Below are 23,002 nucleotides of genomic sequence, written 5' to 3' on the forward strand. Positions count from 1 at the left end.
CGCGTAATCGCGCGGAGCTATGATTACCACGCGCTTTGCTCCTTCGCCCACGGGCCTCCTTCACGTCGGCAACATCCGCACGGCCCTGCACAACTGGCTGCTGGCCAAGCGGTCGGGCGGACGCTTCCTGCTGCGCATTGACGACACCGACGCGGCGCGCTCGCGGGAGGACTATGTGGAGGCGATCCGGGCGGACCTCGCCTGGCTGGGCATCGTACCCGAAGGTGAGGAGCGCCAGTCGCAGCGCTTCGCCCTCTACGAGGCCGAGTTCGAGCGTCTGAAGCGCGAGGGCCGCGTCTACCCGTGCTGGGAGAGCCCGCAGGAACTCGAACTGAAACGCAAGGTCCTGCTCGGCCGCGGGTTGCCCCCGATCTACGACCGCGGCGCGCTTGCCCTCTCCGAAGAGGAGAAGGCCCAGAAAGTGGCCGCGGGAGAAGCCCCGCACTGGCGTTTTGAGCTCGACCGCGACCAGCCGATTGCCTGGGTGGATGGCATTCGTGGCCCCCAGTCCTTCGATGCGGCGATGATGTCGGATCCGGTGATCCGGCGCGCCGATGGTTCCTGGCTCTACATGCTGCCCTCGGTCATCGACGATATCGCAATGGGCGTGACCGACGTTTTGCGCGGCGAGGACCACGTCTCGAACACGGCAGCGCAGGTGCAAATGTTCACGGCGCTGGGCGGCACGGTCCCGCGCTTTGCCCACGAAGCGCTGCTGGTCGGCACCGAGGGCAAGCTCTCCAAGCGGCTGGGCTCGCTTGGCATGGCGCAGCTGCGCGAAGATGGCATCGAACCCGACGCTCTGATTGCCCTTCTGGGGCGCCTGGGAACGTCCGATCCGGTCGATCCGGCGCTGCGTTTGGCGGACCTGGCGGCGAGCTTCGATCTTTCGCGCTTCGGCCGGGCCCCGGCGCGTTTCGACGAGACCGAACTGGGGCGCGTCAATGCCGCTATTGTCCACACCCTGCCCTACGAGGCCGTGGCGGGGCGTCTTCCGGAGGGGATGGATGCGACGGCCTGGGATGCGGTGCGTCCCAATCTGGCTTACGTCCACGAGGCCACGGATTGGTGGCAGGTCGTCACCGGCCCCGTTGCCGCGCCGGATCTGGCCGAGGAGGACCGGGCCTATCTCGGCACGGCCGGCAAGGTGCTGGCGGGGCTCGAGTGGGACGCGGGCGTGTGGAAGGCGCTTACCGGCGCGCTCAAGGAGGCGTCGGGCCGCAAGGGCAAGGCGCTGTTCCTTCCCTTGCGCCTCGCGCTGACGGGCATGGAGCACGGGCCCGACATGGGCGCGATGCTGCCCCTTATCGGTCGCGACGCCGCATTGGAGCGCCTGCGCGCCGTTTGACGTGCGTCAAGGTCCGCGCGGTTGGCCCGTCCTAAGCCCTGCCCATCAGCAGGTCACAAGGGACCTATGCGATGGGCATTGTGATGATGATGGCGGTACATTCGCTGGCGATGACGGCCCTCATGGGGATCGTTCTTGTCGACGGCTACGTGTTTCTCGCCGTAATCGCGCTGGCCTTCGTGGCGGCCCTACCGGTTACCTGGATAGTGCCGCGCATGTTGGGCGGCGCGGTGGTGATCCAGGATGAGGGCAAGGCGCCTTTGCGTCGGCCCTGAGGGGGCTGCGGACGCAGCCAGCGCCTTTCGCGCGGCCGTATCCGCAGTACCTTGTACACCTCTTATTCCATAACCCAGCCATGGCTGGCCAGCAGCGACTGGCCGGTGAGCGCGTTGGTCTGGAATGCGGCGAAGAACAGCGCGACTTCGGCAATGTCCTCGACTGTGGTGAACTCGGTGTCGACTGTCTGGCCGAGCATGACCTTGCTGATCACCTCGTCCTCGGAAATGCCCAGTTCCTTCGACTGCTCGGGGATCTGCTTTTCCACCAGTGGGGTGCGTACGAAGCCCGGGCAGATCACGTTGGTACGCACGCCCTTGGGGCCCGCTTCCTTGGCGATCACGCGGTTGAGGCCCAGCAGGCCGTGCTTGGCGGTGACGTAGGCGCTCTTGAGCTTGCTCGCCTCCTTGGAGTGGACCGAGCCCATGAAGATGATCGAGCCCGAGCCCTGCTTGTACATGTGCGGGATCACCGCCTTGGAGGTCAGGAACGCCCCGTCGAGGTGGATCGCGAGCATCTTCTTCCAGTCGTCGAACTTGAACTGCTCGATCGGGTTCACGATCTGGATGCCCGCGTTGGAGACCAGCACGTCGACCGTGCCCCAGGCATCCACCACGGCCTGGACACCGGCCTCCACCTGCTCCTCGCTGGTCACGTCCATGGCGACCGCCATGGCATCGGTTCCGTAGGATCGCGTGATCTCGTCGGCGGCCTTTTGCGCGGCGGTCTGGTTGAGATCGGCGATGGCCACCTTGCCGCCGTCCTCGGCGTACTTGCGGGCAATGGCGAGGCCGATGCCGCTGGCCGCGCCGGTGACGATGCAAACCTTGTCCTTCAGTTTCATGTGCGTGCTCTCTCCAGTTATCTCATTGGGAACGAGGCTGCCCGTTCGTGTGCGGTGCCTGGTCGGCGATCTCCCTGCGCGTATTCAGCCGCGTTCGCGCTCGCAGGCAAGGTCGAATGTGGCGATCTCGTCGGGCTCGATAGTGCGCTCCAGCCATTCGGGATGTTCGAGCGAGAAGATCGCGTCCGCCTTGCCCGCCTCCCAATGCTCGTCGACCGTCATTCGGGAGAACTCGTAGTCCTTCGAATTGGTCTCATAGCCGCGCGGGCGGTTGATGAGGTGCATGATCGCGACCGGGCCTTCCGGGCGGCAGGAGAGCAGCTTGGCGAGGTCCGGATCGTCCTTCAGGTCCTCGGGCAGCTTGTCGGCAAGGCGGTGCGCCGCAGCGCGCAGGGCCTGGAGCTTGCGCGACATGTCGGTGCCCTGGCGGGTGCGGCTGGAGAAGCGGATGTCCTTCTCGCGCTGGGCGATGTCGGCCATCGTACGCGGGACTTCGCCGCGCGCGGCGAAAAGGTCGATCTGGAAGACTTCCATCGCGCAAGGGGGGCGGTTGTCGAGCACGTATTGCAGCGGCGTGTTCGAGACGAGGCCGCCGTCCCAGTACCATTCGCCATCGATCTCGACCGGCGGAAAGCCCGGGGGAAGGGCGCCGCTTGCCATGATATGCTCGGGCCCGATCGGGCGTTCCAGATTGTCGAAATAGACGAAGTTGCCGTTGAGCACGTTGACCGCGCCGATGCTGAGCCGGGTTTCGCCCCGGTTGATCCGGTCAAAGTCGACGAGTTCGAGCAATGTCGCGCGCAGCGGTGTCGTGTCGTAATAGGAGAGCGTGCCGAACTCGGCGGGCCATTCGGGTAGCGGCATGGGAATGCGCGGGTTGAAGAAGCCTGGGATGCCGAGCGTCGAGGCGAAGAGCGCGGAAGCCTCGTTGAAAGTGCGCCGCGCAAAGCCGATGGGCTCGTCCAACTTGTAAAGCAGTTCTGAGGATGCCCGTTGCCAGAATGCACGCAGCGCCTTCACGCGTTCGCCGACAGGATTGCCCGCGATGAGCGCGGCGTTGATCGCGCCGATGGAAATGCCCGAGATCCAGTCCGGGCGCATGTCCTCGTTCGCGAGCGCCTCGTAGACCCCCGCCTGGTAGGCGCCGAGCGCGCCGCCGCCCTGTAGGACAAGCACGGTGTAGGTCCCCGCCTCGCGTCCGGAACGGCTGGCATGCGGGCCCCACGGGGCGCGGATCGGCGTATCCTGGTAGTTCATGGGGGCTTCCCCTCGCGATCAGGGCATGGTGCGTTGCAACATATGGGCCTTGATCGGCTCAGTTGCAACGGCGCGTGCGGCTGCAGGCGCCTCGCACAGGTTCCGGAGCGGGTGGGAACGCCCGCCTTGCGTCAGGTGCCTTCCGCTTCGGCTACCGCCTCGCTTGCCGCGTCAAGAAGGCGCCGTTCCAGCGCTTTCAGGCGGTTGGCCGAGGTGATCTTCTCGCCCAGAAGGTCGGTCACGTAGAACGTGTCGACCGCGCGCTCGCCATAGGTCGCGATATGCGCCGAGTAGACCATGAGCTTGGCCTCGAAGAGCGCATGGGCAAGCCGATTGAGGAGCGCCGGACGGTCGCGCGCAGTGGCCTCGACCACGGTGAAGCGGTTGGAGGCGCCGTTGTCGAAGATGACCCGTGGGCGTACGTCGAAGGCGTCGGCGCGCGGGCGCACCTCGGGCTTGGCGACGAGTTGGGGCAGGATCTTGATGCGGTTGGCGAGCGCGTTTTCGATCGATTCGCGCAGCCGGTCGAGCTGGGCTTCCTCGCTGAAGGGGCGCCCGAGCGGGTCCTGCACGAGGAAGTTGTCGACCGCGCGGCCCGTGCGCGTGGTGTGGATGCGCGCGTCGATGATGTTGCCGCCAGCCAGGTGGATGCCGCCCGCGATGCGGTAGAACAAGCCCGGGTGGTCCGATGCGATCACGGTTACGAGTGTGGCGGTGCGCGCGGGGTCGTATTCGGTGTGGATCGAGAGCGGATCGTCGTCGGCGGCGAGCAGCTGCGCGAGGTTCTTGGCGATGACGTCCTCGGGCTCGGCGATCCAGTAGGCATCGATCAGCTTGCCGCCAACCTTCTCCACCAACTCCGCGTTTTCCGGGGCGAGGGCGCGCACGGCCTCCTTCTTGGCTTCGACGCGCTGTTCGCGGCCGAACTGCGCATGGCCCAGGCGCAGGCGCTCTTCCGAGGCGTTATAGAGCTCGGCGATGAGCTGGCGCTTCCACGAGTTCCAGGTGCCCGGCCCCACGGCGCGGATGTCGACGATGGTGAGCAGCGTCAGCTGGCGCAGGCGGTCGAGCGATTCCATCTTCTCGACGAAATCGAAGATCGTCTTCGCATCGGAAAGGTCGCGCTTGAACGCGGTGGCCGAGAGCAGCAGGTGCCAGCGCACCAGCCAGGAGACGAGTTCGGTCTCCTCCTCGTCGAAGCCGAAGCGCGGGCACAGCTTGAGCGCAATTTCGGAGCCCAGGATCGAGTGGTCGCCGCCGCGCCCCTTGGCGATATCGTGCAGCAGCACCGAGGCATAGAGCGCCCGGCGCGAACGCACCTTGTGGACGATGTCGTGGGCGAGCGGGTGGTCGTCCTTGAGTTCGCCCCGCTCGATTTTCGCCAGCAGGCCGATGGCGCGGATGGTGTGTTCATCGACCGTATAGTGGTGGTACATGTCGAACTGCATCTGCGCGTTGACGCGGCCGAACTCGGTGATGAAACGCCCGAAGACGCCCGCCTCGTTGAACCAGCGCAGCACCGTCTCGGGATCGTTGCGGCTGGTCAGCAGCTCTAGGAAAAGCGCGTTGGCGCGCGTATCCTCGCGCACGTCCTCCTTGATGAGCGCGGCGTCGTGCTGGATCTGGCGCATCGTTTCGGGATGGACTTCGAGACGCTCCTTGTCGGCGATCACGAAGATCTCGATCATGCGCACCGGGTCCTTGGTGAACCAGTCGTCGGACGGCGCCTTGATGCGCCCGCCAAAGACCTTGTAGCCCTTGACGATGCGTTCCTTGGCCTTGAACCCGGCGAGCAGGCCGCGGGGCTGCTTCTTGGCGAACTGCTCGTCGAGTTGGGCAAGGAACACGCCGGTCAGGCTGCCCACCGTCTTCGCCTGGAGGAAGAACATGTGCATGAAGCGCTCGACCGCGCTCTTGCCCGGGCGGTCGGTGTAATTCATCCGCGCGGCGACCTCGCGCTGGAGGTCGAAGGTCAGGCGGTCCTCGGCGCGATTGGCGATGGTGTGCAGGTGGCAGCGCACCGCCCAGAAGAAGTTTTCGGCGCGGCGGAAGGCGAGATATTCCTTGCGGGTGAACAGCCCCGCATCGACCAGTTCGCCGGGATCGCGCACGTGGTGCAGGTACTTGCCGATCCAGTAGAGCGTGTGAAGGTCGCGCAGGCCTCCCTTGCCCTCCTTGATATTAGGTTCGACCACGTAGCGGCTGTCGCCCATGCGCTTGTGGCGTTCGTCGCGCTCGGCCAGCTTCTCTACCACGAACTGGCGTTCGGTTCCTTGCGCGACATCGCGCCAGAAGCGGGCCTGCGCTTCCTCGTAGACGTCCTGGTCGCCCCAGACGTAGCGCCCTTCGAGCATCGCGGTACGGATGGTGAGATCGGACTTCGACATGCGCACCATGTCATCAAGCGAGCGGCTGGAGTGACCGACCTTCAGTCCCAGATCCCACATGAAGTAGAGCATCGCCTCGATGACCTGCTCGCACCAGGGCGTGTGCTTCATGGGGGTGAGGAAGGCGATGTCGACGTCCGAATGCGGCGCCATTTCGCCGCGCCCGTAGCCGCCCACCGCCATGAAGCACAGGCGTTCACCCTTGGAGCGGTTGACCGCCGGGTAGACGTGCTTGACCACGTGGTCGTGCATGACGCGCAGCAACTGGTCGGTGAGGAAGGCCTGCGCCTCGGCAATCTCATGCCCGGCCGACGGCTTCTCGGTGAGCCGCCTCTCGATCTCCGCCCGCCCCTCGGCAAGCGCGGTGCGCATGGTCTCGACCACGAACTGCCGGGACTTGGACGGACCATAGGCCGCCACCAGCTTGTCGATGGTCTGTACGAGTTCGCGCCGGTCGATCACGGAACGCGGGGAAGGGATACGAATGACACTCATGACGGGAAGCTTCTAAACGTCGCAAACGACAAGAGGAAGTCGGCACAAGGCATCATGTGCGCCGAACTTCTCCCGTGGTGCTGCGATTTTTGCAGGTCTGGTTTCAAATCGCGACTACCATCAATGGGACGGCTATGCCAGAAGGCAGCCAAATGGCCCGTGCTCCTGCGTTTTTCACAAGGGGTGGGGCACCGCGCCACCTGAACGAATCGAATAAAGGGTCCAAGGCACTTGTCTCTGACAACTCTGGCCGCCGCTGTCGCCACGCAGGCGCACGAACCGATTTACTGGGTCAACCTGGGCCTCAAGAATGGCATCGACCTGGGCTTCTTCACCCTGCGCTACTACTCGCTGGCCTATCTCGCCGGTCTGCTTCTGGCCTATTGGCACATCAGCCGCATGATCCGCGAGCCGGGCGCGCCGATGGCGCAGCGCCATGTCGATGACCTGTTCTTCTATTGTACGCTGGGCGTGATTCTGGGCGGGCGGCTTGGCTACGCGACATTTTACACCGGCGGCGACACCGGCATTCCCAGCCTCTGGCTGCACCCGGCCGAGATGGTGAAGCTGTGGCACGGGGGCATGAGCTTCCATGGCGGGCTTATCGGCGTTACGCTGGCCATGGCCTTCGTGGCCTGGCGCAATGCGCTCAGCCTGGTGCGGGTGGCCGACTACGTTTCGGTCTGCGTACCTTTCGGCATGTTCTTCGGGCGGCTGGCAAACTTCGTGAACGGGGAGCTCTGGGGGCGGATTGCCGGGCCCGACGTGCCCTGGGCGATGGTCTTCCCCGATGCGCCAGACCAGTTTGCGCGCCATCCCAGCCAGTTGTACGAGGCCGGCCTGGAAGGCCTCATGTTGATCCTCATCATGCTGCCGCTGTTCTGGAAGAGCCGTGCGCGGTTCCGGCCGGGCCTGCTTGTCGGGGTCTTCGTGACGGGGATTGCCTGTGCGCGCTTCATTGTCGAATTCTACCGGGAACCTGACGCGCAGCTGGCCGAATTTGCCCACCAGACCGGCCTTTCGATGGGCCAGTGGCTGACGATCCCGCTTATCCTGCTGGGGCTTGGCCTGGTCGGGCGCGCGCTGGCACGTCCGGCCTTGGCTACGGCGCCGAACGCCAAGGCGAGCCAATGACCGGGAGGACGGAAGAGGGCAGCGAAAGTCTGGCCTGCATGTTCCAGCGCCTGATCGCAAACTATGGGCCGATCACGCTGCAGCACTACATGGGCGAGGCGAACGCGCGCTACTATGCGGGCAAGGACCCGCTGGGCAGCGCCGGCGACTTCATCACCGCGCCCGAGATCAGTCAGATGTTCGGCGAACTGATCGGCCTGTGGCTGGCCGACATCTGGATCCGCGCGGGGCGCGATCCCGACGTCCATTATGTCGAACTGGGGCCGGGACGCGGGACGCTGGCCAAGGACGCGCTGCGGGCGATGAAACGCTATGGCCTGGAGCCGCGCGTTCACTTCGTGGAGACCTCGACCGCGCTCAAGGACATCCAGCTGGCAGGCGTCCCACAGGCCCGCTTCCATAATGACCTCTCGAGCCTTCCGAACGACGGGCCCCTGCTGGTCGTGGGCAACGAGTTCCTCGACGCACTACCCGTGCGCCAGCTGGTGCGCATGGCCGATGGCTGGCGCGAGCGCTGTGTCGATTTCCAGGACGGGCGCTTCTTGCCGGTGGCGGGTACCAAGCCGATGGACCCGGCGATCCCGCCCGAACTCAAGGCCAGCCCCGAAGGCACCTTGATCGAGACGTGTCCGGGTGCGGCTGCGGCGGTTTACGAACTGGCCGGACGGCTTGCCCAGCAGGGCGGTGCCGCGCTCCTGATCGACTACGGCTACGACGCGCCGCGCACTGGCTCGACGCTCCAGGCCCTGCGGGCCCACACCAAGGTCGATCCCTTCACGATGCCGGGCGAGGCGGATCTTACCTGCCATGTCGATTTCGTGACCCTTGCCAATGTCGCGCTCTCGCATGGCTGCAAGCATCTGGGCACGGTGCCGCAGGGGCGCTTCCTGCGCGATCTGGGGATCGAGGCGCGCGCGGCCGCGCTAGCCAAGGTTGCGCCGCAGCACGAAGCCGCTTTACAAGCGTCCAAGGATCGATTGATCGAGGAGGGCCAGATGGGGGCATTGTTCAAGGTCATGGGGCTAGCCTCGCCGGAGTGGCCCGATGGCGCGAGCTTCTGAGGCGCTGCGCGCGCGTGGCGACTTAGCCTCCACGGCGCCGGACAAGCTCGAGAAGCTGCTGGGCGCGCTGGCGTTGGTCATGCTCGCCTTCGTCACTACGGCGGTCCTTCGCGGCATGAACGAATGGGGGCGGGTTCCCGGCGTCGTCTGGCTGCACCTTGCGACCATCGTTGTCGCGCTGGTCCTGACGCCGGTCCTCCTTTGGCGCACGCGCGGTACGAAAGGGCACCGCGTGCTGGGGTACACCTGGTGCGCGGCGATGCTGGTGACTGCGATCGACAGCTTTTTCATTCGGCTGCAGCAGCCGGGTCAGCTCAGCCCAATCCATGCCCTATCGTTTCTGACCCTGGTGCTTGTGCCGGTGCTGGTCCTCGCGGCCCGGCGCCACGATGTCTACCGCCACCGACGCACGGTGCGCGGGCTCATCATCGGGGCGTTGCTCATTGCAGGCTTCTTCACCTTCCCGTTCCACCGCCTGCTTGGTTACTGGCTCTTCGGGTGAGCCGCCAGCGCGGTCCTATTGAATGACCCGCACGCGCGGTGTCTCGGGGACCTCGCGCACCGGCACGGCGGAAAGCCATGCTTCGAGCGCATCAAGATCGAGCCCGCCGACCGTGGGACTGGTGCCATCGGACAGGCCGAGATAGCCATCCCCGCCCTGATCGAGGAATGAGTTCACCGTCACCCGGTAGCGCGCGTTGAGGTCGAGCGGCTGGCCGTTGAAGGCGAGCTGGGTGATCCGATCTCCGGAAGGCCGCGTGTTGTCGATGGTATAGGTGAGGGTGGAGGAGGGGACCAGAATGCTGGCCGAGGGCTTAGCGCCCACGCCGCTTTCAAGGATTGCCTTGATCTGCGCGCCGGTGAAAGTGCGCGTCATCAGCGTGTTGCCGAAGGGCTGGACGGTGAAGATCTGACCAAAGGTCACCGCGCCATCGGCTCCCGGCTCGATGGGCGCGCGCACCCCGGCGCTGTTCATGAAGGCGATCTGGGCGCCCGCTGCACGGGTGGCGGCCAGCTGCGAATCGGCGATGAGCTGGTCCACTGGGCCGCCCTTGCGGTCTTCCCGGGCATCGGGCCAGTCGCGGGGCGCACCGCCGGAGAGATGGCCGACCGTGCGCTCGGAATAAGCGCTGGCGGCATCGAGATAGCGCCCCACGTACTGCGCGATGTCCGCGCGGGCCGGGTAGACAGGGACCAGATCGGTCTGCCTGACCTCTCCGCGCGAGGTCGCGTAGCCCTCTGACTGAACCGGAAGATTGCGCGCATGGGCGGAGACGACATCGTCGGTCGCCGGGTCGATATCGAGCGACAGGCGCGTAACCATCCGCCCATAGGACCCCGCACTCGTCAAGAGCAGAGGCGGGGCGCCGTCTCGGGGCATCTCGCAGATGTAGGCCTGATGGGTGTGCCCGGAAATCACGACGTCGACTTTGGGGGAGAGCTTGTCTAGGATCGGCTGGATGTCGCCGGTAAAACCGTCGCAGGCGTTTGGATCGGAGGTGTCGGCCTGCGCGCCGCCCTGGTGGATGAGGACGATGACGGCATCGGCGCCTTCGCCCTTCAGCACCGGGACCGCGCGGTTGATCGCCTCGGCCTCATCGCCAAAGGTCAGACCCGCAATGCCGCCGGGCGAAACCAGCGAGGGCGTGCCCTTGAGCGTCAGGCCGACAAAGCCCAGCGTCACCTTGCCTGCGCCTTCGCCAAAGCTTTTCAGGCCGGTGGCGGGGAACAGGGTGGAGCCGTCCTCGGTATAGGTGCTGGCCGAAAGGTAGCGGAAGTTGGCGCCCGCAAACTGTTCCAACTGGCAGGGCTCGCGCTGGGTGTTCTTCGCGCAGCCCCCGTTCTGGACGCGTAGGAGCTCGGCCCGGCCGCGGTCGAATTCGTGGTTGCCCACCGCGTTGAAGTCGAGCCCGATGCGGTTCATCACCCCGATGCTCGGCTCGTCGAGGAAGAGCGAGGAAGCGAGCGGCGAGGCGGAGATGAGATCGCCCGCCGAGACCGTGGCGGAATAGCGGAACTGATGGCGCAGCGCATCGAGGGCGCTCGCCAGATGCGCTGCCCCGCCCGCCGGGATCTTGACCGTGCCGCCCTGGCCGTCAGGCCAGCTGACGGTGGCTTTGGGGGCCGCGATGTTGCCGTGAAAATCATTGAAGGCGAGGATGCCGACCTCGACCGGCGGCTGGGCCTGGGCCTGGGCCTTCGTGAAGGAGACGGATGCCCCCTGCTGCGTGGCGCAGGCGGCCAGCAGCGGGGCGAGAAGGGCGGAGGCGCACAGCGCACGCGTGCGCGTCAAAAGGCGGGTCATGGGGCTTCTATCCAGCGGGTCGATGACGGGAAAGTGACGGAAAAATCAACGTGCGCCCGCTTCGAGCGCGTGCATGTCGTCGTCGGAAAGACCGAAATGGTGACCGACCTCGTGAATGACGACATGGGTGACGAGGTCTTCGAGGTTCACTCCCGTCTCGCACCATTCGGCGAGGAGCGGCTGGCGGTAGATCGTGATGCGCGGGCGAAGCTCCCCGCCGGTCCAGATGCTCTCATCGCCCAGCTGATGGCCGTGGTAGAGGCCGGTCAGATCGAAGGGTTCGGTCAGGCCGACGGCCTGCAGCGTTTCGGCATCGGCGAACTCCTCAATGTGGACGGTGATGCCCTCGAGGTGCTCGGCGAAGGGGGCGGGAATGCGGGTGAAGGCGGCCAGCGCCATCGCCTCGAACTGCGCAGGGCTCGGGGCAGGTCCGATGCGATGGGGCATGGCCGGTGTCTTCTCCTGTTCGGGCTTACTCGCCGAGAATGCGCGCGATGCCCGCGGCGGTCTCGGGGTGGTAGGTGGGACGCGCCGTGGCGAAGATCGCCCGCGCCTTGTCCGGCCCCCAGCCATCCTGCTGCATCAGGCGCTGGTAGATTGGGTAGACCAGCAGCCCGCGCCCGATCCGCCCGACGAATTCGGCCATGGCCGGCAAGGCGGGCTCGTAGCGGTTGACGATGGCAAGCTCGAACCAGGCCGACTGCACGTAGGCGTTGTCCGAATTGGAGAGCGTGAGCCCCTCGTCAAGTTCACGCAGGCGCTCTTGGCTGAGCGCGCGCGGCAGCCCGTTGAGGAAGCGTAGCCACTGCTGCGTGCTCCACCCCTTTGTGTCGATGGCGCTGACCGGGCCGCCCGCTTCAAAGCCAGTCAGCAACTCGTCGACCTGCGCGAGAGTCTCGCTCTTCACGTGGAGCGCGTTGTCGGGAACCCCCGCAGCATAGGCCCAGCGGTCGAGCTGGAGGGTGAGTTCGGTGTCTGGCTTGCCCATCAGCATCGTCTCGCGAAGGTCGGCAAGGAAGCCCGCCGTCGTCTGCGGCTGGAAGGCGTGACGGTCAAAGTAGGAGGTGAGGTAGGCGTCCCAGGTATCCCGGCCGAGCTGGCTTTCCAGCATGCGTAGGAAATTCGAGCCCTTGGTGTAGTCAAGCTCGCCCTTGCCGGGGTTGCCGTGGAGGCGCGAGGGGGCGGCCGTCATGCCCGGCTTCATCGCATCGCCCATCGCGGCGATGTCGCGCATCATCGTATCCCAGTCGAGATCGGCGTACATAGCGGCGCGCTCCTTGCCGTAGAGCGCCTCCATGATGCGGTTCTCGAAGTAGGTGGTGAAGCCTTCGTTGAGCCAGGAGTCCGACCAGGTCGCGTTGGTGACAAGGTTGCCTGACCAGGAGTGCGCTAATTCGTGCGCAACCACATCGGTGTTCGAACGGTCACCCGTCACGATGGTCGGCGTCAGGAACGTCAGCATCGGGTTTTCCATGCCGCCGTAGGGGAAGGCGGGCGGAAGCAGCAGCATGTCGTAGCGACCCCAGCGGTAGGGGCCGTAGAGCGCGCTGGCGGCATCGATCATCTTCTCGACATCGGCGAACTCGTAGGCGGCCTTTTGCAGCATCGGCGCTTCGGTCCACACGCCCGAGCGGGGGCCGAGCGACTTGAACTTCAGATCGCCAACGGCAAAGGCGATGAGGTAGGGGGGCACCGGCTTGTCCATGCGGAAGCGAAAGGCGCGGCGGCCGTCGGGCAGCGCCTCGCCGGTATCGCCCGAGAGCTTCTCGGCGCTCATCACGGCGACCAGGTCGCCCGGCACGCGCAGGGTGGCGTCCCAGGTCTGGCGGATGCCGGGGCTGTCCTGGGTGGGCACCCAGGAACGGTTATGAATCGCCTGGCCCTGGCTGTAGAGGTAGGGCTGGGTCTTGCCGAAAGTCATCTCGGGCGGGAGCCACTGGAGCGCCGACGCTTTGGGCGAGGTGCGGTAGGTGATGCGCACCTGCTTTGCCCCGGCAAGCTGGACGCTCAGCGCCGCGCCGAGTTCGTCGTTGTCGGGCTCACCCAGCGTGTAGGCAAGGGCTGCGCCCTTCCCGTCGGTGACAGAGGCAATTGCCATGTCCTTGACGTCGAGCACGATCTCCTTGGCATCGCGCGCGGCCAGCACGTCGAGCGTGGCCGTTCCAGCCAGGGTCTGGCTGGCGAAATCCACGTCGAGATCGAGCGATACATGGGTCACCCGGGCCACTTCCGGCTGGGCGTGGGTCCACACGTCGCGCGCCTCGGGCGAGGTCAGGATCGGCGCGGGTGCGTTCGCCTGCGCCGCCTCAGCCGGAGCGCCGGGAAGAGGGGCGGTTCCAGCGAAGAGAAGGCCGAGCAGGGAGGGGGCAAGAAGTTTACGCATCGCGGCAACTTATTGTCGCGTGTCGGATTGCGCAAGCGGTACAGCCACCCGTTTTCCGATAGGGGTACCGGCTTAGAGACGGGTCTGTGCCCCCCCCCCCGGTTCCGTCGAGGGCACCATGGCGGTTATCGTGCGCCGAACCCGCCGCCAATCAGATATCGAGATTGGCGACGTTGAGCGCGTTTTCCTGGATGAAGTCGCGGCGCGGTTCGACCACGTCGCCCATCAGGCGCGTGAAAATTTCGTCGGTGACGTCGGCGTCTTCGACCTTGACCTGCAGCAGTGCGCGGTTTTCCGGATCGAGCGTGGTTTCCCAGAGTTGGTCGGCGTTCATTTCGCCAAGGCCCTTGTAACGCTGGATCGAGAGGCCCTTGCGTCCCGCGGCGAGCACCTTTTCGAGAAGCTGGCTGGGCCGCGCGATGGCGTCTGCGTCGGCGGTTGGACGCTGGACGTCGTCCTCGCTCTCGCCATCCTCGGCGGAAACAGCGGTGGCGCGCACCAGGCGCGAAACGGCCGAATAGACCTCGGCGTGTTCGGCGGCGAGCTTGGCCAGCTTGCGCGCCTCGGCGCTGGTGAGGAAGGCCGCTTCGATCTTGTGGTTGTCGGTCACGCCGCGCCACAAGCGGTTGATGTCCAGCGCGCCGCCTTCGGTCGGGGTCACCGACCACTTGGCTTCGCTGTCGGCAAATTCCAGCCATTCGGCGGTCTTGCGGTAGGCATCGGCGCGTTCCTCGGTGGTGAGGTCGGGCGCGAAGGCACCGGCCAGCGCGAGCGCCTCGATGATCGAGGCGTTGTAGCGGCGCGGCACGAAGGCCATGAGGTTGCGCATGCGGATCGCGTGTTCGATCAGGCTTTCCAGGTCCTGGCCCGTGCGCGCACCGCCGACGGTCTCCAGCACGCGGCCATTGAGGCCGGCCTCGACGAGGTAGCGGTCGAGCGCGGCGTTGTCCTTGAGGTAGACCTCGCTGCGGCCCTTGGCGACCTTGTAGAGTGGTGGCTGGGCGATGAAGAGGTGGCCGGCGCGGATTATCTCGGGCATCTGACGGTGGAAGAAGGTCAGGAGCAGGGTGCGGATGTGTGCGCCGTCGACGTCGGCGTCGGTCATGATGACGATCTTGTGGTAGCGCAGCTTTTCGAGATTGAAGTCGTCACGGATGCCCGTGCCCATGGCCTGGATCAGCGTGCCCACTTCCTTGGACGAGATGATGCGGTCGAAGCGCGCGCGCTCGACGTTGAGGATCTTGCCCTTCAAGGGAAGTATCGCCTGCGTCTTGCGGTCGCGGCCCTGCTTGGCCGAACCGCCTGCGGAGTCGCCCTCGACCAGGAACAGTTCGCACAGCGAAGGATCGCGTTCCTGGCAGTCGGCGAGCTTGCCGGGCAGACTGGCGATGTCCATTACGCCCTTGCGGCGGGTGAGTTCGCGCGCGCGCTTGGCCGCTTCACGCGCGGCGGCGGCATCGATGACCTTCTGGATGATGGCCTTGCCGGTCGCCGGGTTTTCTTCCAGCCACTCGCTCATCTTCTCGCTCATCAGGCTTTCGAGCGGCTGCCGCACTTCCGAGGAGACCAGCTTGTCCTTGGTTTGGCTGGAAAACTTTGGGTCGGGCAGTTTGACCGAGACAATCGCGGTGAGGCCCTCGCGCATGTCGTCGCCCGAAAGGGTGACCTTTTCCTTCTTCAGCAGGCCCGTGCGCTCGGCATAGCCGTTCAAGGTGCGCGTCAGCGCGGCGCGGAAGGCGGCGAGGTGGGTGCCGCCGTCGCGCTGGGGGATGTTGTTGGTGAAGGTGAGGACGTTTTCGTAGTACGAATCGTTCCACTGCAACGCCACCTCGATGCCGATACCGTCCTTGTCCGCAGTGATCGCGATGGGCGCTTCCATCAGCGCGCTCTTGGTGCGGTCGAGGTACTGCACGAAGGCGCCGATGCCGCCTTCGTAGTAAAGGTCATGCTCGCCCACTTCCTCACCGCGCAGGTCGCGCAGCAGGATACGCACGCCCGAATTAAGGAAGGCGAGTTCACGGTAGCGGCGTTCGAGCTTGTCGAAATCGAACTCGGTGACGTTCTTGAACGTCTCGTGGCTGGCCTGGAAGGTCACGCGGGTGCCCTTTTTAAAGCCGTTCTCGTCGGGGTTCTGCTCAACCTTGGGGGCATCCCCCTTGACGATGAGGGGGGCGACCGCGTCGCCATGCTCGAAGCGCATCCAGTGCTCCTTGCCGTCGCGCCAGATAGTAAGTTCGAGCCACTCCGAAAGCGCGTTGACCACCGAGACGCCCACGCCGTGCAAGCCGCCCGAGACCTTGTAGGCGTTGTCGTCCGAGGTGTTCTCGAACTTACCGCCCGCGTGAAGCTGCGTCATGATGACCTCGGCCGCCGAGACGCCTTCTTCCTTGTGCATGTCGACCGGGATGCCGCGGCCGTTGTCTTCCACCGATACCGAACCGTCGGCGTTGAGTTCGATCAGGACGAGGTCGCAGTGGCCTGCCAGCGCTTCGTCGATCGCGTTGTCCGAGACCTCGAAGACCATGTGGTGCAGGCCCGAGCCATCGTCGGTGTCGCCGATGTACATGCCCGGACGCTTGCGCACTGCGTCCAGTCCCTTGAGGACCTTGATCGAATCTGCGCCGTAGGCGTTGCTGTTCTTCTGGTTTTCGGGATCGGTAGCCATGCGTCCGGCTATAGCATCGCGGCGGTCAAACCCAAGCAAAACCGCAAGGCAGGTGCCATCCTTATCCACAAGGGCGCGGTGGGGCGCGGATCGCGTGGCGAGGCGCGTGTCGCCGCCTGCAAAAAGGGCGGCCCCTGCGAGGCCGCCCGTTGATGTTTGCATAAGGGGGGGGCGTGCTTCGCGCAGAGGCCGGCGCGGCGTTCAGGCCAGCGTGAGCGCAAAGCCCAGAGCGCAGATACCCAGCGCGGCGGCAAAGCCGATCGATTTTTCGACAAGTGTCATGACATCCTCCTCCAGATTTCCCAAAAACGGCCGGTTTGCCCGGCTCGCCAGCAACACTACGCCACTTGACAGCAATGAACAAGGCGAGGGCGGCATCGCCGTGACGTTCTTTGGTCTAAGATGTGCGGCATACAATCACGGGAGGCGGGACGGGTGGGGAGGGGCTTTCCTTCCGGCGGCAACCGGCGGTTTGCGGCCTGCATTAAAGTTCCTTTCACGCGTTCGGAGTGTCTGGACAGCGCGGACGAGCCCGACTATCGGCCAGCCATGAGCATCCAGACCACTGAATCGGTCCTGATTGTCGATTTCGGCAGCCAGGTGACCCAGCTGATCGCACGCCGCGTCCGCGAAGCGGGCGTCTATTCCGAGATCGCCCCGTTCACCAACGCGGCGGAAGCCTTCGAGCGCATGAAGCCGGTGGGGATCATCCTCTCGGGCTCGCCCGCTTCGGTCCTCGACGAGGACGGCCCGCGCATTCCCGACGTGATCCTCGAGAGCGGTCTGCCGATCCTGGGCATCTGCTATGGCCAGCAGTCGCTCACCCACCAGCTCGGCGGCGAAGTGACGCTGGGCGATTCGGGCGAGTTCGGCCGGGCCTTCATCGAAATCCAGGACGAGTGCGCGCTCTTCGACGGTCTCTGGAAAGTCGGCGAGAAGCACCAGGTCTGGATGAGCCATGGCGACAAGGTGACCCAGCTGGCCGACGGCTTCCGTCCGGTGGCCGCCTCGCCCGGCGCACCCTTCGCGGTGATCGCCAACGATGAGAAGCGCATCTACGCGATGCAGTTCCACCCCGAAGTCGTGCACACGCCCGACGGCGGCAAGCTGCTCAAGAACTTCGTGCGCCACGTCTGCGGCCTCTCGGGCGACTGGACGATGGCCGAATTCCGCAAGGCCAAGATCGACGATATCCGCGAGCAGGTCGGCGATGGCCGCGTGATCTGCGGGCTTTCGGGCGGCGTCGATTCGGCCGTGGCAGCTGTCCTCATCCACGAGGCAATCGGTGATCAGCTGACCTGCGTCTTCGTCGACCATGGCCTCATGCGCATGGGCGAGGCTGAGCAGGTCGTCTCGCTGTTCCGCGGGGCCTACCAGATTCCGCTGGTCCACGTCGATGCCTCGACGCTGTTCCTCAAGGGCCTCGAGGGCGTGACCGACCCCGAGAAGAAGCGCAAGTTCATCGGCAAGACCTTCATCGACGTGTTCGAGGACGAGGCCAAGAAGATCGGCGGCGCCGAGTTCCTTGCCCAGGGCACGCTCTACCCCGACGTCATCGAATCGGTCTCGTTCACGGGCGGCCCCTCGGTCACGATCAAGAGCCACCACAACGTGGGCGGCCTTCCCGAACGCATGGACATGAAGCTGGTCGAGCCGCTGCGCGAACTCTTCAAGGACGAAGTGCGCGAACTTGGCCGTGAGCTCGGCCTGCCCGAGATTTTCGTGGGCCGTCACCCCTTCCCGGGGCCGGGCCTTGCCATCCGCATCCCCGGCGAAGTCAGCCGCGAGAAGGCCGACATTTTGCGCAAGGCGGATGCGATCTACCTCGAGGAAATCCGCAGCGCGGGTCTCTACGATGCGATCTGGCAGGCTTTCGCCGTGCTGCTTCCGGTCAAGACCGTGGGCGTGATGGGCGATGGACGCACCTACGACAACGTCTGTGCGCTGCGCGCGGTGACCTCCACCGACGGCATGACCGCCGACATCTACCCCTTCGACGCCGCGTTCCTGAGCCGGGTCGCCACTCGCATCATTAACGAGGTGAAGGGCATCAACCGCGTGGTCTACGACTACACCTCGAAGCCCCCGGGCACGATTGAGTGGGAGTGATCCCCCCCTCTGAGCGTATCCAGAAATGCGCTAGAGGGCGGCATAATGCACTGAAAAAAAGAATAAATTAGCGCCATGTTTCGGCGTCTGTCGGCGGGTTGGCCTGCCGGATGACGGTATGGTGCAGCTTGTTTCAACCGAAAGTCACATATACCGTCAGTAGCAAGAGAGCTTCTGGCGGTATAATTTTCGGGCTAATATATTGAAAAAAATAGCAAGATCCGATTTTGGAGGTCATTTCTGGCCTGACGGTATAGTTGCGCGCTCTCCAGCTTTTTTGGGTTGATCTGGAGGGTACTGCTGTTGAGCGATGCCGCTATCAAGACACTGAAATCTTAAGATAAATTATATAATATAGTGGGCCGTGGCGGTGCGTAAGTCATGGTCCAGCCATCGCGTGCGGTCGTGTTTCGTTTGGATTATCCGCTGAACGGCCGCCGGGGCACTTTGACGTTGGGGCGCTACGGCGCTTCTGGCCTGTCTCTGGCGGGCGGGCGCGAGAAGCTGATCGATGCCAGACGGGCCATTTTGGAGGGCCGCTCGCTGGCGCAGGAAAAACAGCGAGACAAGCGCCGCCGCCGTCAGGGAAGAGCTTCGGTGGGTTTGGCGAACGCTGGCTCCAGGAAGCCAAGATGGCCGACAGCACGCAGGCCATGCGCCGTTCGATCTTCGTCGAGCGAGACATCCTGCCAGCGTTCCGCAACCGGCTCCTGCCAGAGGATTTACGCGCACTTTGCGCAAAGGTGAAGGAGCGTGGGGCGCTTGTCACGGCGGTCCAAGTCAGAGACATCGTGAAGCTGGTCTTCGCTTTCGCCATTTTGCAGAGCGAGAAGGTCGCCATTCCGGCCTATGAAGTCGGCCCGGCGTGGATCGCTACTTTCGAGTCGAAGGACCGGTCCCTGTCCTCTGCGCAGAAGAGGTGGCCTCCAGAAGCTGCACACTGAGATAATTCGATTTTCTGCGTCGGAGCGGCCAGCAAGGCTGCGAGACGGGAACAGATAATGAGCAGCGGTGTCTATTATCTGCCCCGGCCGGTTTCGTCCGAAGATCTCGCGATCATGCGCCGCATCGATGCGTTGCATCTGGAGTTCCCGTTTGCAGGAAGCCGGCTGATACGCGACTTTCTTCGTCAGGAGAGCGTCACGATCGGCCGCTGCCATGTCGCGAGCCTGATGAAGAAGATGGCCATCGAGGCGGTCCATCGCCGCCCCAGCACCTTCCAAGCCGGCGCCTGGGCACAAGATCCATCCTTTTCTCCTGCGCAAACTGCCGATCGTAAGGCCCAATCAGGTTTGGGCGGCAGATATCAGCTACATTCCCATGGTCCGGCGCTTCGTCTATCTCGTCGCCATCGTCGATCGGTTCAGCCGCAAGGTTCTCAGCAATCGGATCTCGATCACGCTGGAGGCCGACTTCGGCGTGGAAGCGCTTGAGGAAGCTCTTGCACGCCATGGCAAGCCCGAGATCTTCCGTGACGCTCCTGCAAGTCGTCGCTTGAACCAACAGACCGAAGACGATCCACTTATCAAACGTCAAAGGCCGTCCAGATACACCGAGCCACTTCTGCGAGCGGTGCAGGAATCCGCAACCGGACAGATTTTGTTGCGTTCCTTGCGACTAAGCAGCGAGGGCTTGATTTCCGACAGGCGAACACGAGTTTCGCGAAACTTCCGCTTAAGGCGGTATTTAGGCTCTGCCTAGCATTGGATATGCCGATGACCTTTGAAATTTTCGAACCTCTATTGATGTAAAATATGCAAGTAATATTGTTGCTTTTGGATTTGCGATAATTCGGGAGAAGCCTATTTCGCACTCCTGCCGATCGCGACGAAATGCCGCGAGCGAGCGATAAAACGAAAAGCACGAAACGTGTTCGCAGGAGTATCGATTATGGCCATTCTTCACCGCACAGTCGGTGCCGCGGCGGCTCTGGGCACCAGCGCCCTGGTCTTCGCACTGACCCTGGTCTGATCTCGGATCCGACGTCAGAGTCACGCACATACCATTACCAGGCATGGGGCGGTCCTTCGGGGCCGCCCTTTGTCGTTTGGGGGGCGCCCCCCCGGCCGGTCCTGTGTCAGAGGTCAGGGCGCAGATGTCATCTCGCGGCAGTGGAACAGGCCGTCCCCATGAAGGGTTTCGTGGGGGCCGGTGATATCGGTGCGTTGGCTGACCGTGCGGATGTGGAGTTCCCCGCTGGTCCTGTCGAGCCGTGAGACGATGCGGGTGTCGGCGCCTTCTTCATCGGATGTTGTATCGGTCCAGACGATGGCGTCTTTACCAAATTGCAGCTGCGCGCAGCTTGCACGGCACACATTGTCGAATTGGCCCGATGGCGATTGGCCATAGATCGCGCGGCGTTCCTGATCGATACGGAAATAGAGCGTCATGAAGCCGACCGCGCGGGTCTGGTCCCACTCGAAGTCCTGTGTCCCACGGCACTCCAGAAGGTAGGCCTCCCGCCCGGACGAACAGGCGGTCAGGGCCAGGAGGCCCCATGCGATACATCGTTTCATGAAGACGTGTCCCCCTTGCGCGGGACACTAGGCGGTGGGTGTTAGTATTCGGATGTCGGATGCTTGCGCAAAGCTCCGGGAGGGCTGGGGTCACCCGTTAAGTGGATGGTTCGGGTCGGCGGCGTGGAACCGGCATGCCAAAACGGCCACGATCGGTTCGTGGTCGTTTTGGGAAGGGACCGCTGAATAGGTAAGGGAGGAGGGGCTTACTTGGCCTTCTTGTAGGGCACGAATTCGCGCAGGCCCACAAAGCCGCTCCACATGTTGGGAGTCATCCGATCACGCAGCTGGATCGTATCCACGTTGCACAGCTGCGAACCGAAGATGCGCGTCACCAGAATATCGTTGTCATCGAGCAGGTCCGCATTGGTCGGGCGGTTGACGTAGAGCGTGCTGCCCACCTTGTAGACGATTGCGGTCTTCTCGATGATCGTGGCGTTGCTGAGGCGCGAGTAAGAGATGCACTTGACCGGTTCGCCTGCCGTGCGCCCTTCGAGCATCTTGGCGAGTTCCTCTTCGCCGGTAAGCTTCGCCTTGGCCATCGCGGCAGGCGCGGAAACAAGGCTGGCGGCTGCGGCGAGGCCAGCGGCGAGTCCGACGAAACGGGCTTTCATGGTCTTGGTCTCCATCACGCATCTCTTGTTGCTGGCCAAGCTTAGCCCCTGGTCCTGAACTGGGGCTGACCGTTCGTCGCGGCCCCGGAACTTTTTATCCGGTTGTCTCAGGCGGTGCCGCCCACCGTCAGGCCCTCGACCACCAGCGTGGGCTGGCCCACGCCCGCAGGCACGCTTTGGCCGCCCTTGCCGCATACGCCAATGCCACGGTCGAGTTCGAGATCATTGCCGATGCCGGTCACGCGGGTCAGCACCGAGGGGCCATCGCCGATGATCGTCGCGCCCTTGATGGGGGCGCCCAACTTGCCGTTCTCGACCATGTAGGCCTCAGTGCACGAAAACACGAACTTGCCCGAGACGATGTCGACCTGACCGCCGCCGAAGTTCTTGGTGTAGATGCCTTTCTTCACGCGGCTCAGGAGCTCGGCCGGATCGTCCTGTCCGGCGCGCATGAAGGTGTTGGTCATGCGCGGCATGGGCGCGTGCGCATAGTTCTCGCGGCGCCCGTTGCCGGTTGGCTCGACGCCCATCAGGCGGGCGTTGAGCCGGTCGTGCATGTAGCCTTTGAGAATGCCGTTCTCGATCAGGACGGTTTCCTGCGTTGGGGTGCCCTCGTCATCGACCGAGAGCGAGCCTCGCCGGTCCGCGATCGAGCCGTCGTCGACGATAGTGACGCCAGGTGCGGCCACGCGCTCGCCGATACGGCCGGCAAAGGCGGAGGTGCCCTTGCGGTTGAAATCGCCTTCAAGGCCGTGGCCAATCGCCTCGTGCAGGATCACGCCCGGCCAGCCCGGCGCCATGATGACTGTCATTTCGCCGGCCGGGGCATCGACGCTTTCCAGGTTGGTGAGTGCCTGGGCCAGCGCGCCATCGATGGCGCGGTTCCAGTTCTCGGGGCGGAACAGGTCGTCGTAGAGCCAGCGCCCGCCCATCCCGAACGAGCCGGTCTCGCGCCGCCCGTTGCTCTCCGCGACGATCGAGACTGAGAGGCGCACCAGCGGGCGTACGTCGGTGGCGATGAAGCCATCGGGGCGCACGATCTCGATTACCGACCAGGAGCCCGACAGGCTGGCGCTGACCTGCGCAACGCGCGGGTCGCGTGCGCGTGCGGTGGCATCGATGGTCTCCAGCAGCTTCACCTTCTCGCCAAAGCTGACGAGGTCGAGCGGCGAGGCGTCGGTGTAGAGGTGGCGATTGCTCTTCACAGGTGGTCCGGCCTTGGGGCCGGTCGCAGGATCGAGCAGTTGCAGTGTTTCGCCCGCGCGCCGGATGGCCTTGGCGGAAATCTCGTTGGCGTGGGCGAAGCCCGTCATCTCGCCCGAGACCCCGCGTAGACCGAACCCGGCATCGCGCGAATAGTCGGCGGTCTTGAGGCGTCCGTCGTCGAAGCCGAAAGCCTCGCTCGCCATGAACTGCATATAGAGTTCGCCATCGTCGCACGAGCGCAGCGTTTCGGCGGCCAGGGCTTGCGCGTCCTCGGGCGTGAGGTGGCGGTAGAGGAGCGAGCGGGGATCGACGATGGAAGACATTTCCATCATATAGGCGCCAAGTCCGGTGGGCGAAAGCCATTGCGTGCGGCCTCGCTGTTCGCACGGGCCACACAACCGG

The 23,002-nt window shown here is 64.5% G+C and carries 18 protein-coding genes and 1 pseudogene; 9 read left to right on the forward strand and 10 right to left on the reverse strand.

From position 1 onward, the window contains the following. Positions 1–19 precede the first annotated feature (19 nt). Entirely contained in the window at positions 20–1,348 is a 1,329-nt protein-coding gene (gene gltX / locus FMM79_RS14880) for a glutamate--tRNA ligase (RefSeq protein WP_148628249.1), read from the forward strand. 71 nt (positions 1,349–1,419) lie between these two features. Next, positions 1,420–1,623 (forward strand): hypothetical protein, encoded by a 204-nt coding sequence (locus FMM79_RS14885; RefSeq protein ID WP_148628250.1) that lies wholly within the window; start codon positions 1,420–1,422, stop codon positions 1,621–1,623. A gap of 62 nt (positions 1,624–1,685) precedes the next feature. On the opposite strand, the gene FMM79_RS14890 is transcribed toward FMM79_RS14885, so the two are convergent. The 3 genes from FMM79_RS14890 to FMM79_RS14900 all read right to left on the reverse strand — a co-directional run bounded on the left by FMM79_RS14890 (position 1,686) and on the right by FMM79_RS14900 (position 6,607). After that, positions 1,686–2,468, reverse strand: a complete 783-nt coding sequence (locus FMM79_RS14890) for a 3-hydroxybutyrate dehydrogenase (protein ID WP_148628251.1) — start codon at positions 2,466–2,468, stop codon at positions 1,686–1,688. Positions 2,469–2,552: 84 nt separating this feature from the next. Further along, a complete protein-coding gene (locus tag FMM79_RS14895) occupies positions 2,553–3,725 on the reverse strand; it encodes a patatin-like phospholipase family protein (RefSeq protein WP_148628252.1) in 1,173 nt (390 codons plus the stop codon). 131 nt (positions 3,726–3,856) lie between these two features. Next, positions 3,857–6,607 carry a [protein-PII] uridylyltransferase gene (locus FMM79_RS14900; RefSeq protein ID WP_148628253.1) on the reverse strand — a complete coding sequence of 917 codons (2,751 nt, stop codon included), beginning with the start codon at positions 6,605–6,607 and terminating at the stop codon, positions 3,857–3,859. Positions 6,608–6,838: 231 nt separating this feature from the next. Between FMM79_RS14900 and lgt the strand changes: the two genes are divergently transcribed. The 3 genes from lgt to FMM79_RS14915 are packed head-to-tail and all read left to right on the forward strand — an operon-like array spanning position 6,839 to position 9,304. Next, on the forward strand, positions 6,839–7,741 hold the full coding sequence (lgt, locus tag FMM79_RS14905; RefSeq protein WP_148628254.1) for a prolipoprotein diacylglyceryl transferase: 903 nt from the start codon (positions 6,839–6,841) through the stop codon (positions 7,739–7,741). Then, entirely contained in the window at positions 7,738–8,802 is a 1,065-nt protein-coding gene (locus tag FMM79_RS14910) for a class I SAM-dependent methyltransferase (protein WP_148628255.1), read from the forward strand. Before lgt ends, FMM79_RS14910 begins: the two co-directional genes overlap by 4 nt. Next, positions 8,786–9,304, forward strand: coding sequence for a DUF2306 domain-containing protein (locus tag FMM79_RS14915; protein ID WP_148628256.1), 519 nt, complete (start codon positions 8,786–8,788; stop codon positions 9,302–9,304). Before FMM79_RS14910 ends, FMM79_RS14915 begins: the two co-directional genes overlap by 17 nt. Before the next feature lie 15 nt (positions 9,305–9,319). On the opposite strand, the gene FMM79_RS14920 is transcribed toward FMM79_RS14915, so the two are convergent. The 4 genes from FMM79_RS14920 to gyrB all read right to left on the reverse strand — a co-directional run bounded on the left by FMM79_RS14920 (position 9,320) and on the right by gyrB (position 16,155). Next, entirely contained in the window at positions 9,320–11,107 is a 1,788-nt protein-coding gene (locus FMM79_RS14920) for a bifunctional UDP-sugar hydrolase/5'-nucleotidase (RefSeq protein ID WP_148628257.1), read from the reverse strand. Positions 11,108–11,152: 45 nt separating this feature from the next. After that, positions 11,153–11,554, reverse strand: coding sequence for a metallopeptidase family protein (locus FMM79_RS14925; protein WP_148628258.1), 402 nt, complete (start codon positions 11,552–11,554; stop codon positions 11,153–11,155). A gap of 25 nt (positions 11,555–11,579) precedes the next feature. Next, the gene (locus FMM79_RS14930) at positions 11,580–13,490 is read right to left on the reverse strand and encodes a M1 family metallopeptidase (RefSeq protein ID WP_148628259.1); all 1,911 of its coding nucleotides are present in this window, start codon (positions 13,488–13,490) and stop codon (positions 11,580–11,582) included. A 151-nt stretch (positions 13,491–13,641) separates the two neighbouring features. Continuing rightward, positions 13,642–16,155 (reverse strand): DNA topoisomerase (ATP-hydrolyzing) subunit B, encoded by a 2,514-nt coding sequence (gene gyrB / locus FMM79_RS14935; RefSeq protein WP_148628260.1) that lies wholly within the window; start codon positions 16,153–16,155, stop codon positions 13,642–13,644. Positions 16,156–16,704: 549 nt separating this feature from the next. On the opposite strand from gyrB, the gene guaA reads away from it, so the two are divergent. From guaA to FMM79_RS14950, 4 genes and pseudogenes are all read left to right on the forward strand, one after another. After that, positions 16,705–18,264, forward strand: a complete 1,560-nt coding sequence (gene guaA, locus FMM79_RS14940; protein WP_148628261.1) for a glutamine-hydrolyzing GMP synthase — start codon at positions 16,705–16,707, stop codon at positions 18,262–18,264. A gap of 381 nt (positions 18,265–18,645) precedes the next feature. Then, positions 18,646–19,011 (forward strand): Arm DNA-binding domain-containing protein, encoded by a 366-nt coding sequence (locus tag FMM79_RS14945; protein ID WP_371710925.1) that lies wholly within the window; start codon positions 18,646–18,648, stop codon positions 19,009–19,011. Continuing rightward, the gene (locus FMM79_RS22315; RefSeq protein WP_371710936.1) at positions 18,897–19,208 is read left to right on the forward strand and encodes a hypothetical protein; all 312 of its coding nucleotides are present in this window, start codon (positions 18,897–18,899) and stop codon (positions 19,206–19,208) included. Before FMM79_RS14945 ends, FMM79_RS22315 begins: the two co-directional genes overlap by 115 nt. Positions 19,209–19,271: 63 nt before the next feature. After that, positions 19,272–19,755, forward strand: a pseudogene (locus FMM79_RS14950) (IS3 family transposase); the annotation flags it as partial. Between the two features lie 593 nt (positions 19,756–20,348). Here the strand turns inward: FMM79_RS14950 and FMM79_RS14955 are convergent. From FMM79_RS14955 to tldD, 3 genes are all read right to left on the reverse strand, one after another. Beyond that, the gene (locus FMM79_RS14955) at positions 20,349–20,780 is read right to left on the reverse strand and encodes a hypothetical protein (RefSeq protein WP_148628263.1); all 432 of its coding nucleotides are present in this window, start codon (positions 20,778–20,780) and stop codon (positions 20,349–20,351) included. A gap of 206 nt (positions 20,781–20,986) precedes the next feature. Next, positions 20,987–21,394 carry a hypothetical protein gene (locus FMM79_RS14960; RefSeq protein WP_148628264.1) on the reverse strand — a complete coding sequence of 136 codons (408 nt, stop codon included), beginning with the start codon at positions 21,392–21,394 and terminating at the stop codon, positions 20,987–20,989. A 107-nt stretch (positions 21,395–21,501) separates the two neighbouring features. Continuing rightward, on the reverse strand, positions 21,502–22,923 hold the full coding sequence (gene tldD / locus FMM79_RS14965) for a metalloprotease TldD (protein ID WP_148628265.1): 1,422 nt from the start codon (positions 22,921–22,923) through the stop codon (positions 21,502–21,504). Positions 22,924–23,002: the final 79 nt, after the last annotated feature.

Source organism: Novosphingobium sp. BW1 (assembly GCF_008107685.1).
Lineage (GTDB): Bacteria > Pseudomonadota > Alphaproteobacteria > Sphingomonadales > Sphingomonadaceae > Novosphingobium.